This is a genomic window from Owenweeksia hongkongensis DSM 17368 (genome assembly GCF_000236705.1).
GTDB lineage: Bacteria > Bacteroidota > Bacteroidia > Flavobacteriales > Schleiferiaceae > Owenweeksia > Owenweeksia hongkongensis.
Map to the genome: position 1 here is coordinate 1,494,777 of NC_016599.1, position 12,809 is coordinate 1,507,585.

At 40.4% G+C, this 12,809-nt stretch carries 8 protein-coding genes; 3 read left to right on the forward strand and 5 right to left on the reverse strand.

What is annotated here, in order from left to right:
• Window positions 1-27: 27 nt before the first annotated feature.
• Together OWEHO_RS06820 and OWEHO_RS06825 are read left to right on the forward strand one after the other, a co-directional pair.
• Complete coding sequence (locus tag OWEHO_RS06820) at window positions 28-975, forward strand: YihY/virulence factor BrkB family protein (protein ID WP_014201737.1); 948 nt, start codon at window positions 28-30, stop codon at window positions 973-975.
• On the forward strand, window positions 972-1,406 hold the full coding sequence (locus OWEHO_RS06825) for a DUF2147 domain-containing protein (RefSeq protein ID WP_014201738.1): 435 nt from the start codon (window positions 972-974) through the stop codon (window positions 1,404-1,406). The genes OWEHO_RS06820 and OWEHO_RS06825 overlap by 4 nt, the downstream gene beginning before the upstream one ends.
• A 3-nt stretch (window positions 1,407-1,409) precedes the next feature.
• Here OWEHO_RS06825 and OWEHO_RS06830 read toward each other — a convergent pair whose 3' ends face one another.
• The 3 genes from OWEHO_RS06830 to OWEHO_RS06840 all read right to left on the reverse strand — a co-directional run bounded on the left by OWEHO_RS06830 (window position 1,410) and on the right by OWEHO_RS06840 (window position 6,984).
• Entirely contained in the window at window positions 1,410-3,653 is a 2,244-nt protein-coding gene (locus OWEHO_RS06830) for a LamG-like jellyroll fold domain-containing protein (protein WP_014201739.1), read from the reverse strand.
• A 118-nt stretch (window positions 3,654-3,771) separates the two neighbouring features.
• Entirely contained in the window at window positions 3,772-6,027 is a 2,256-nt protein-coding gene (locus OWEHO_RS06835) for a LamG-like jellyroll fold domain-containing protein (protein WP_014201740.1), read from the reverse strand.
• 81 nt (window positions 6,028-6,108) lie between these two features.
• Entirely contained in the window at window positions 6,109-6,984 is an 876-nt protein-coding gene (locus OWEHO_RS06840) for a sulfotransferase domain-containing protein (protein WP_014201741.1), read from the reverse strand.
• Between the two features lie 75 nt (window positions 6,985-7,059).
• Here OWEHO_RS06840 and OWEHO_RS06845 point away from each other — a divergent pair, with 75 nt between their 5' ends.
• On the forward strand, window positions 7,060-9,567 hold the full coding sequence (locus OWEHO_RS06845) for a hypothetical protein (RefSeq protein ID WP_014201742.1): 2,508 nt from the start codon (window positions 7,060-7,062) through the stop codon (window positions 9,565-9,567).
• Window positions 9,568-9,649: 82 nt separating this feature from the next.
• On the opposite strand, the gene OWEHO_RS06850 is transcribed toward OWEHO_RS06845, so the two are convergent.
• Together OWEHO_RS06850 and OWEHO_RS06855 are read right to left on the reverse strand one after the other, a co-directional pair.
• Window positions 9,650-10,960: a glycosyltransferase family 4 protein gene (locus tag OWEHO_RS06850; RefSeq protein ID WP_014201743.1), complete on the reverse strand. Its 1,311-nt coding sequence runs from the start codon at window positions 10,958-10,960 to the stop codon at window positions 9,650-9,652.
• On the reverse strand, window positions 10,957-12,798 hold the full coding sequence (locus OWEHO_RS06855) for a heparinase II/III family protein (protein WP_014201744.1): 1,842 nt from the start codon (window positions 12,796-12,798) through the stop codon (window positions 10,957-10,959). The genes OWEHO_RS06850 and OWEHO_RS06855 overlap by 4 nt, the downstream gene beginning before the upstream one ends.
• Between the last annotated feature and the right edge of the window lie 11 nt (window positions 12,799-12,809).

Genomic DNA, 12,809 nt, shown 5'->3' on the forward strand with positions numbered 1-12,809 from the left:
CCTCCCTACTTTCACCGTAAGGTAAACATGCTAAAAAATCTAAAAACCATACTACTTAGAACTTGGTACAGAGTGTTGCGCCAAGCCAAGCGTATTCGCCTTCCACTTTTTGAAGGGCTTACACTATACGCAGTTTTATCTTTTTTTATAAGAGGTATAGTAGAGGGCAAAATAACGGACAGAGCAGCCAGCGTGGCATTTAGCTTTTTTTTAGCCCTCTTTCCAGGAATTATTTTTTTGTTCAACCTAATTCCCTTCTTTCCCATTGAAGGAATGGAGAATGAAGTGTTTTACACTTTCCAACGCGTGTTGCCACCTGATACTTATGATGCCGCACGAACCACAATTGATGATATTTTGAATAATAAACGGACGGACCTTCTTTCCTTCGGTTTCTTGTTTGCGCTGGTGTTTGCCACAAATGGTATCAACTCGCTTATTTCCAATTTCAACAATACCATCCACCAGATTGACACACGTGGTTTTTTTAAGCAACAGCTTGTATCGGTAGTGCTCACCATTGTTTTGTCATTTTTGTTTTTGGTAGGCCTTACCATTGTTATTTTTAGCTCAGGCGTAATCAATGGTTTGCTCAACTTTTTCCGTTTAGAAGTGATTTCACCATTTATCATTGAAACTACACGACTCTTGCTTATGCTTTCGGTAGTATTACTGGCCATAGCTTTGATGTACAATTTTGGCCCATCCAAAAAAAGGCAGTGGCGATTTATATCCCCCGGTAGCTTATTAGCTACTTTTCTTATCGTAATTACTTCTGTGGGTTTTAGCTTTTATGTGAGCAACTTTGCGCAGTACAATAAACTTTATGGTAGTATTGGTACGTTAATGATTATCCTACTTTGGATATACATTAATGCCATAGTACTTATATTAGGCTTTGAGCTAAATGCTAGCATTGCCTCTTTAAAAAATGAACAATCTCAAGCAGAACTTGAATTAGATTTAGAAACATGAAAAAATTACTTATTGCCTTATTACTAATCACCTCCGTTTCCACATTTGCTCAAGCAGATAAAATACTCGGCACCTGGCTTAATGAGCCAAAAGATGCCAAAATTGAGGTGTATAAAAAAGGTGACAAATACTTCGGGAAAATTATTTGGCTGAGCCAAAATGTTGGGCCAAATGGTGAGTCACCAAAACTTGATGTAAACAATGAGGATGAAAAACTAAGATCTCGCCCAATTGTAGGCATTAACATCCTGAAAGATTTGGAGTGGGACGAAGACGATAATGAGTGGGATGATGGCGAAATATATGACCCTCGCAGCGGCAGCACTTATAGTCTTTATGCCAAATTGGAAGACGCCAACACTTTATTTCTAAAAGGATATATCGGCTTCGCCATGATTGGCCGCAGCACAACCTGGACAAGAGTGAAATAATTTTTACCTGATAATGGTAACATGTCCATGCTCGGTGCCCTTTGTGTAGGGAGTACGAAATACAAACTTATAAATGTATACTCCCACTGGTAAATCCTCGCTTTTCCAGCGTCCATCAAAAAGCATACTTTCATCATGTGAAGTAAAAACCTCCTGCCCCCAGCGGTTGTATACATAGAGGTTAAATTCCAAAAACTCACATTTGGTGACAGGTCCAAAGTAATCATTGAGTCCATCACCATCAGGGGTAAAAGCATCACCAAACATCACGTCACACTCACAGCTATATTTGCTTACGCTAAAATATTCTACACTTTCAGTGCATCCATCCGATAGCTCCACACGGATATTTTTATCTCCACTCACCAAATAGTCACCTGTTGTTCCATTAGGCCAAGTAGCCGTATAGCCCATAGGTGCTGATAACAGCAATGATTGACCTGCACAAACACTAGTATCCGCAAATACTGGATGATCAGAAAGTGGCGGAGTTGGTAGTATTTCAAATGAATCGGTTTGCCAACAGCCGTCAGCATTCTTGGTTGTTACCCATTCTGTGCCTATTTGCCAGTATTCCGTTTGCCAAGAAGTTTCACCATTACTCCATAGTACCGCAGGAAAAGTATTAGAGCGCAAGTAAACATTTACAGTATCCTGCCCGCATATAAAAAACTCATCATCGGCCACCGGGTCTGTGGTAAGGGTGGGGAATTTCACATTTAAAGTATCTGTTATGCTGCAGCCTCCAGGGAACCTCACCTCAAACCAATAGCTACCATTATTACTGAATGTGCGAATGGATCGGCCACTCCCATCAAACCATCGATAATATAATGCACCATTCACTGTAATATTATATGTAAAGCTAGTTCCTCCACAAACGGCTGTATCTAATGAAAATGAAGGCAAGTTGGAGCTATTGATAATATTCACGTTCATGGTATCATGGTATACACAATTTGTTACCGGGTCTTCTGCAGAAACCCAGACCTTGCCTGAGTTGATAAAAGCGTTAACATTTGATCTAGAACCATCCGACCAAGTGTAATTCATATTACTTGGTAGTGTCACATACAAAGAGTCACAGCTTGCAGAGTCATCAGGCAATAAATCAATTGGTGGGCAACCAGCAAATGCAATGATATATTGACTCATGGGAGTCTCTCCCGGTAGTGAATAGTTAGGCGTGTTTTTTCTATTAGTTTGAGTCCAGCTTGGTGATGCGTTATGCGGCCTAGTTGCCAGTTGAAGTGTGTTATTAGGATGAGAGGCCGTAGTACCAGATGGTATAACATACAGATCATACACCTTTGGAAATTCTGAATTAAAAACTCCAAAATAGTAATCAATACCGACCACTGGATTAATGCCAGTTGTATTGGTTGGCTTGCTGTCAATAAAGTAAAGATGTGTACCCGGAATACCGATAGCGGTAGGATGAATAACTACACTATCTCCCGAAAGGCTAGAGCCGCCAGCGTCAGTACCATTGTAGCCATTATGATATGATCTATCTCCTATGGGGGCTGAGGAAAGCACCCAGGCTGGTCCATTTACTAAAGTTCCATCTGGGCCGTTGGTTACCAAATTGCTAAGGGTACTTCCTGAACCATTATCAAAACGATAATATGCGAGCAAATTGGGTTCGTTACCGCTAAGCTTGTGACACATCATATTTCTTATTTCGCCTTGGGTAAGAGCTTTGTCCCAAAAGGTTAGCTCATCCATTTGTCCATCATAATAGCGTCCTGTTGCTAATGGGCGACCTGTTCCGATAGTTCCGTTTCCAGATGCATTGTGAACCTGCGAATTACCACTACCCGATGTGGACACAACTTGCTGATTGCCGTTTACATAAATATGAAGATTACTAGGCCCCTGAAATACTCCAGTAATGTGTACCCATTTTCCAACATGTCCTGATATGTTAGCCGAAGCACTCCTTCTGCATGAAGAAGCATAACAGTTGCCATCTCCAAACCCAATATTAACATCAGTAGACGAAATATTAGCTGAAAAACCAGAATAGCCAGCGGAAGTATGGTTTGTACAAAAGAGTGTACGGGAGCCATTGTATGAATCTAACTTTAACCAAACGGTAAAAGAAAACGGGAAATTTGCAGTGGTGAAATTTTGGTTGAAGTCAATATAATCATCGGTTCCATCAAAATCCAATGCTCCACCACTACCCACATTTTGAGCAATCAATGATTGACAAATTAATATTAAAAGAGTCAAGTAGCGCATTGTAATCATTTCGTTAAGCTATCTCAAATATAAGAATACCCCTACAAAACCTATCAGCTGCTAATGTTAAAATTTGCTTTTTCGAAAAGAAAACACCAAAAAATGTTGTTGGCTGGAATTATCGCATCAAAGTAAAGTACCCTTGAGCAGTTCCTGACTTGTAAGGCGTGCTATACACAAACCGGTAAACATATACCCCTATGGGTAATTTGCGGTTTTTCCATCTCCCATCAAAGCGTAAGTTTTCATCTCTCGATTCAAACATCTGCTGCCCCCACCTATTGAGGATTATAAGATTGTAGGTTGTGAATTCACAATTGGTAACTGGGCCAAAATAATCATTAAGGCCATCGCCATCGGGCGTAAAGGCGTTGGCAAACTGCACATCGCACTCGCAACTATATTTAGTTACACTAAAGTATTCCACGCTCTCCGTACACCCATCAGACAATTCCACCCGAATATCTTTGGTACCTCCTACTAAATAATCACCAGTCTGTCCATTGGGCCATGTAGCTGTGTATCCTGAAGGAGCTGATAGTAGCAATGTTTGCCCCGCGCAAAAACTTGTGTCCGCAAATATAGCCTGATCCGAAAGTGGTAAAGATTGCAAAATTTCGAATGAATCAGTTTGCCAGCAGCCATCTGCATTTTTTGTTTGCACCCACTCCATGCCCGTTTGCCAATATTCGGTTTGCCATGAAGTTTCCCCATTGCTCCATAATACCTCTGGGTACGTATTAGAACGAAGTTGGACATCAACGGTATCTTGACCACACAGGTACAACTCATTTTCAGCCACAGGATCTGTGGTGATAATTGCAAATTTCAAGGTCAACGTATCTCTAGTGCTGCACCCTCCAGGAAAGGTTCGCTCAAACCAATAGCTACCATCATTAGTAAATATACGGACGGGCTGCGTATTTCCATCAAACCACTGATAGCTTGTGGCTCCACTCATGCTAATGTCACAAGTAAAACTGCTTGCTCCGCATATAACAGTATCTAGCGATGAGGATGGAATATTGGAAGGGCTGACAATAGTAACATCCATCGTATCAGTAAGGGTGCAACCAGAAGCTGTATCTACAGCCGAAACCCAAACCTGACCAGACACAAAAAAAGCATTCGAGTTAGTGGTTGCTCCATTGGACCAACTAATATTAGAATATCCGCCACCAATATCTACAAACATTGAATCACAGGCTGTGGAGTCATCCGGCATCCAATCTACCACAGGGCAAGGCTCCTGGGCTATTATAAACTGACTAATGGGCGTTTGGGCAGGCAAAGAAATATTGGGTGTATTTCCCGCAGCTGTCAGAGTCCAAGTGGGTGATGCATTATGCGGGCGCTTGGCAATTTTCAGCCTTCCAGTTGGCGCTGTCCCAGTAGTAGCGCCAAGAGTAACATCCACATCGTAGGTCTTAATATAATCTGAGTTGAAAACACCAAAATAGTAATTTACTGATGGCCAAGTAGTAATGCCTGCTGTGTTGGAAGGTGGACTGTCTACTATATATAAATGTGTACCGGCCACGCCTGAATTGACGGGACTTACCGTTATATTATCTCCTGTAAGGCTAAGGCCTGTAGCGCTTACGGCATTAGTATGCCCATTGTGAAAAGACCTATCCCCAACTGGTGCAGAAGAAGCCACCCAAGATAAGCCATTCATAAGAGTGCCACTTGGGCCACCTGTTACCAGATTACTTAAGGTAGTTCCCACCCCATTATCAAAACGGTAATAGGCCAAAAGATTGGGCTCATTTCCGCTAAGTTTGTGACACATCATGTCCTGTACTTCGACTCGGGTGAGGGCTTTGCCCCAAAAGGTAAACTCATCCATTTGGCCACTGAGGTAGGTAATATTATTTCCTGCAGTATTTGCACCTAATCTACCGTTGCTATTATCAGTCACCAAGTTTTGTACCCCCCCTCCATTTCCTAAAGTAGTACTTAGAGGGTTTCCGTTTACATAAATTTGACCGGTAGTAGCTGAACTGATTACCACCGCAATATGACACCACTGGTCTGTAGTGAATGTATAATTGGCGACAAAACCCCACCGCCCAGTTGGAGAACGACTGGTACCATTTCCGCACTGCACATTTATGGTTCCGTTTATATACTGAAATAGCAACCCACGGTAAGCTCCTGTCATATCATGCGAACTAAAAAAACGAACGATACCATTTTGATTGTTACCTGCTTTGAACCAAGTAGTAAGGGTCATTGGAAAGGAAAGAGTTCCAAATGATGAGTTTAAAGAAACGTACTGATTGGTACCATTAAAGTCCAGGGTATTGCCACTACCGGGTGGTTGCGAAAAGAGTGGAAAAGAGGAAATAATTAAAACAACCAAGTAGCGCACGGGGAGAGTTTTGTTGAGTATATCAAAAATAAGTGTTAACCCACAAAATGATGAATTTAATATGTTAAAATTCAAACCATCCTACTTCCAAAGAGCTAAATCCACATTATCAAATTTCTCGGCCAATTCTTGGTTGCTTTCTTCAAATTGAGATTTAGATTGCTCTTTTAGTTTTAACTCTTCGTCACTCGGTTTTGGTAGTTTCGAAGAGTTCATTTTCAGGTATAATGGAATGATTTTTTCCTGAAGCCACTGGGGAACTAACGGTTCGAGCTTAAGGCCTATTCTGTGCAACTTGCCATTTTTTACAGCTACCGTTTGGTTGCGATGAAAGAAATCAAAACTATTGTAAAACTCAAACGAAATGCCAAGGTCGGTAGCCACTTGCTTCATAAATGCGACCTTGTCTTCTTTGATTTGTTCAAACTGATAGACTAAAATATTCTCCTTGCCCAAGGTATCGATATAAGGCTGAATGTGGCGGATATAATGTGTATGATCTAAATAGTCGGCCCAACCGCTGGGCACATTCCTAAAAGCCAAATAATCTTCAAAAGTCATTTTAGTGTTCTTCATCCGGTAACGATTAAAACGCCAATGCGAATACAATCGATCAGAGGGCTCGCGAAGGATAAATATCATTTTTGGCACCTTTTCAAGAGTTGGCAACACTTTAAGCGGAAGCTTGTGATAGATGTACACTGGAGTTGCTTCTAAACGTATTTTTTCTCCCTTGCTATGGCTAAAAAACTTTTGATATGCCTCGAGTCCATCTTTATGAATATTAGCCGAAACATTGTGCTTATTCTCGGTGTCCCCCAAAAAATAAGTCTCCTTCACTTTTGACGCACAAACTTCTGGATGTGCTCCTAACCAAAAAAACAGGGAACTCGTGCCGCTCTTCGGTGCACCACCAATTATTACATTAGGATAAAGTGAAGTTTGTGCCTGTTTCATAATTTCTTGCCTTTGCCTTATTAAGTTATTTGAAGAGTTATATTTTAGCGACCATTCTCAGAATTAAAGAATCGTATGAATATCCAAAAGAAACTCGTTCCTCACATCATTGCCATTGTGGCTTTGATAATAATAAATGCCATCTACTTTTACCCTGCCTTTACAGGGAAAACCTTGGAGCAGGATGACATCAAACTGGGTGTGGCCAAAAGTAAAGAAATACGTGATTACCGTGACGCCACCGGTGAAGAACCTCTTTGGACCAATAGTATGTTTAGTGGGATGCCTACATTCCTATTAAACATTCATCACAATGGAAACATTTTTGAGCATATTGAACCTGTTATAAAACTTTGGCAACCGGCTCAAATTGGAGTTATTCTCTTTCTGATGCTCGGATTCTACTTCCTGCTATCATCCTATAATATAAACCCTTGGGTAAGCGTCATTGGTGCGGTGGCCTTCGCATTCTCCGCATTCTTTATCATATCCTTTGATGCGGGGCACAATGCTAAAATTCGCGCTGCTGGATATATTGCTCCCATGCTTATGGGGATACTCCTCACTTTCAGAAAAAAGTATTTGCTAGGCCTCGCTTTTACAGCACTATTTGCTGGACTTGCTGTTTCAGCCAGCCATATCCAGATCACCTATTATTCAGTAATTATCGCGGTAATCATTGCCATTGTTGAGTTGATTAGTGCTATCAAAACCTCAACTATCAACGATTATCTTAAGAGTATTGGAGTTCTTGCTATTGCAGCTGTCTTGGCTATTGGGCCCAATGTCTCTAAACTTTGGACAACCTATGAATACAGCAAAGAAACTATACGTGGTGGCGGTTCTGGCCTAAAAGCTGAAAATGAAGGTAATAATGGTGGCCTAGACAAAGACTATGCGATGAGTTGGAGTTACGGAATTACCGAAACTTTGAACCTTTTGGTACCAGACATTATGGGAGGTGGTTCTACCCAAAATTATGAAGGAACTCAAACTCACGATCAACTTTTTAGAAATATCAAATCTAATCTGGCCCAGCAAGGCTATCCCGCTAAAACTGCTGAGGATCAAGCAAACCGACAAATCGCAAGCTTATTTTACTGGGGCGACCAATCCATGGTAAATGGAGGTTATTATCTAGGAGCTTCTATTTTCTTCCTATTCGTTTTGGGATGTTTCCTAATTCGCGACAAACGCAGAACATGGATTGTGGCTTCAATTGTAATTGCCGTTTTCATGTCATGGGGTAGCAATTTGAGCTTTTTCAATGATATTCTTTTCGAATATCTCCCTCTTTATAATAAGTTCCGAGTGCCTTCGATGACATTAACTATCGTATTTGTTTTGATGCCTCTAATGGGAATGTTTGCATTGGATTATGTAATCAGAAATTATAAGGATCAAAAAGATTTTATACAGAAGAGCTTGCTTACCAGCTTTTATATTTCTGGAGGGTTGTTTTTAGTAATCGCTTTGATTGGGCCTGCTCTATTCGAATTTAGTGGGCCTAATGATGCTCGTCTTGGCCAAAACCCACAATTGGTAGATTTACTTATTGAAGACAGAAAAGCTTTAGCACGCTCCAGTGCTTTCAGGTCTTTTGCTTTTGCAGGCTTAATGTTTGGTGCTATTTTCCTTTTTATAAGAGGATCAATAAAGCAGGTAATGCTTCTGGGTGCAATTTCACTTATTGTAGTAGCCGACTTGTGGTCGTTTGACAAGCAACACCTAAACAGTGACGATTTTGTAACAGAGAGAACTTACAATGCTTCTTTCAATGAATCTACTGCCGACAAATCTATTTTGAAGGATCAAGGTTATTATCGCGTTTTCAATTTGCAAAACCCATTTAACGATGCACTGACTTCCTACTATCACCATTCAATTGGAGGATATCATGGAGCGAAAATGCAGCGCTATCAAGAACTTTATGAAAATGTTCTTTTCAATGAGCAGAACGCAATTATTCAACACTTGCAAAAGTCTCAAGGGCAAAATATAGAACAAGCCTTTGCTCAAACTCCCGTGCTTAATATGCTCAATGGAAAATATCTTATTTACAATGAGCAGGCTCCAGCCATTCAAAATCCAAATGTGGATGGTGCGGCTTGGTTTGTGCAAACTGTAGAAAAGAAAACTTCTGCAAAAGAGGTAATCGAGAGTCTTAAAACGATTAACACTGCAAAGACTGCTGTGGTAAACAAAGATTTTGCTGACTACGTAAGTAAAACTAATTTTTCTGGCCAAGGAACCATTACCCTAGCGAGCCATAAACCACGCGAGATGGTGTATGAAACAAGTAGCGATGGTGCACAATTTGCCGTTTTTTCAGAAATCTATTACCGGGGAAAAGAAAAAGATTGGCAAGCTTATATTGACAATGAGCCTGTAGATCATATTCGTGTAAACTATGTGTTACGTGGAATGAATATTCCTGCTGGAAAACACACCATTAGATTTGAATTTAAACCTAAGGCTTACTTTGCGGGAGAAACCATTTCAATGATATCCTCCATTATTCTTGGGTTGGTATTTATTGCTGCTCTAGTTTTGTATTTTAGAAAAAATAAAGCTGACGCTTAAATATAAATTCCTTCCTCATTCAATAAAAAAGTCCCAACTGATGATTATAATCCGTTGGGACTTTACTTTTTAAACAAGGCTACTAGGCCGTAATACTATTCAAAGCTTCAGCAATCTCTCCTGCTAATTTATCTCTACCGTACTTCCTGTAATCAGTAGATTCCACTTCAAGCTTACCACTTTCAAAACTGCCAAACATTGTCTCAACAACATTCTTCAGCTTTTCACTTTCGTTGAAGTCAATCACATCTCCGGCATTAGCTCCTTGTATTATTCGTGCAGCATCACCATCCGTTTTGCCAATACAAAGAATAGGGCGTTGTGCCCCCATATATTCGAATAGTTTACCTGGCACCACCCCCGAAATATTGGGTGTATCATTTAGCGGAAGCAAAAGTACTGGCGAGCTTTGCAAGTGGGGAATCACCTCATCATGAGGCAGATTTTTAATATGTTCTAAGTTTTTACTTAATCCATTTTCCTCGATGGATTTGAAAATACTGCTATCCACCGGGCCAATCAGTTTTATCTTTAGCCTTCTGGCAAAATCCGGGTTTTCATCACTCATTTGCTTTAATACCGGCCATAACACTTTAGGGTTCCGATCAGCATTCATACTACCAATATGAGTAAGCGTAAAAGTTTCATCCAACTTTATTTGGCCTGACTTTTCAAAATCAGCAGGATCATAGCCATTAGTAATCACCTCTACTTTTTTGTCAAAATTTCTTGAATTAAACTCTTCAGCCCAGCTCCAGGTCACGGTAACCGTTTTATCTGCTGTATTCAACACCTTCTTTTCAAGCTTATGGTGCATTTTATCTGCATAGGGGCTAAGCTTTAATTTATCATAATAATCCACAAAAGTCCATGGGTCGCGGAAATCGGCCAACCACGGAATATTGATTTTCCTTTTTGCGTTAAACGCAATCATGTGGGTGGTGTGGGGTGGGCCTGTTGAAACTATTGCATCAACTTTGTTTTCTCCGAGGTATGCTATCAAAGCTTTAGAAGCTGGTTTTATCCAAAACCTCTTTGCATCAGGAATAAAGACATTGCCACGAACCCAAAGTGCAAGATTATTAATCCATTCTTTTCCTTCCCCTTCATTTAGCAGTCCGGGCTGAACCTTTTCGTCTTTCTTCTTACCAGTAATCTTTTTATAAACGCCAAATGGCTCCCAAATTGGTGTCTTTATCGTTTCAATTCCTTCCGGAATTTCCTTCATTAAACTTTCATCATAAATGGATATTTCAGCATCAGAGACGGTAAAAATGATGGGCTCCCATCCATAACTCCGCAAATACTTGCTCATCTTTAGCCAGCGCTGCACACCACCACCTCCCATAGGAGGCCAGTGATAAGTAATCAATAATACTTTTTTAAGACTCATAAAAGCTTGCCATATCCCGCAGTAAGCGGTATTTCGTTATTTTTATTTACTGTAAAGGGCCGGTTGCACCAATCTAAAATCAGCACTCGATCAGACTTTATCTCAAAACGCCTTAACACTTTTATTCCCTGATAAAAGACTTCACACTCCATACTATGATCGCTCATTCTTGTTGGACGAGACCGAACATCCAATCTGGCGTGAAACAGACCTAAAAAACCTGATAAATATCTATTTTGCTCCACTCCTGTAAAAGGAATTGGATGCGCTGAAGTTTTACGGTATTGATTTCGGATTTCTACGGAGGATGTGTAGGACATTACACCCGGATCAAGAATGTAATCTTTATCATGCACCCGGAGCTCAAAACTTCCTTTATCATTGTGCAAATGTCCACGGTAGCGATGCCCATTTTTATTGGCCATCAAATTAATAGCAAGATAAAACTCATCCGATTTATAAAGTACTAATCCCGCTTTAGGCCAATAATAGTGGTCTATTTTTTCAGTACTAATTTCAGGAAATTTAATCTTCCATTCTTGTGCATGGGACAATGTTCTTTTAGTACGGTTCACTTCCGACCTCGCCAAAAGCAAATTGACAGAAGCTTGCCCAAATAGCTTTATTACATCTTGATAGAAACTGTGATAAACACTTCCCGAGCGTTTCAAATCTAAAACAAACTTACACGACTCCGCTTGCGGAATAAAATCCCCCCCCTCAAATTCACCCTCAGGGTTTAAGTCCAGAATACGCCCACTATCTATATCTCCAAATTTAGGAAGCTCATGGTTGTTTTTCATTAACACTTCCATGCTTAACAGGGCTTGACCAATGGTTTTAAGGATTTTAACATCCACATCAAAACCCTGCTTGTAGGCATACTTCAAACTCACCAAAGCAATTTCTGCACTTAAGCGATGATAGTAGGTGGAGTATTCAAAATTGAAACCATCAGAGAAAAATTGCTTTTGCAATTCTTTCTCCAATTCAGTCCATGCCCATTTTGCTTTTTCTTTTACCTCTGCACTTTCCAAAAAACATCCTGCCACTACTAAGCCCATCAGGTTACTCAAATAATGGTTTGTCCCAAAACCATCCTTATGTTCAAGGTGTGTGGAAACGTATGCGTAATGTCCGTAAGCCATTTCCAAAACTTCCTCTTTCAAGTGAGGGAGTTCATTTTTCAGTAAATTAAAACCCACCAAAATATTGGTGAGCCGCACGGCAACTTCCATGGGTGAAGTCCAATGAATTCCTTTACCTGGCTTACATTGTTCATTAAAGCTAGTTAGATGCCTCTCAAAAGTTTGGAGCACCTCTACTTTTCTATCGGGAAAATGGTGATATCCAAGAGCAAGCTGTAGCAAATGGTGCATACGTGCAAATTCCCAGCAAAACTTTACATCTATTCCGCCTGTATCAAAAGCTTTTTTTAGCTCCCGTCCTGCATTTCCATTAATTTCATATTGAAAACCCGTTCGCTGGTCACGATTCCAATCAATTGTATTTTCTTCCAATTCGGGACGAGGAAAACTACCAAACTGATACCTCATAAAACCACTTGGCTGTGAGCCATTCCTCAAGCTTGTCCATCCCGAGCCTAAAAGATTGGTTTCATCCCTTAAATAATGATCAAGTAGAAAATTCCATTTTTGCTCATTTAGTTTTCCCACCATTGGATATGGAGAAACTTTCGCCCATTTAAGATCGGTTGGAGTATGATAAGAGATTTCTACTTGCTTAGCTCCGCCCAACCTTTGGCGAATACGCTTAAAGGCCACGGGTAATGGCAATCGTAATAAATCCCAGTATATTGGTAGTTCAGAAAGCTTCAAGCTTCAAAAAT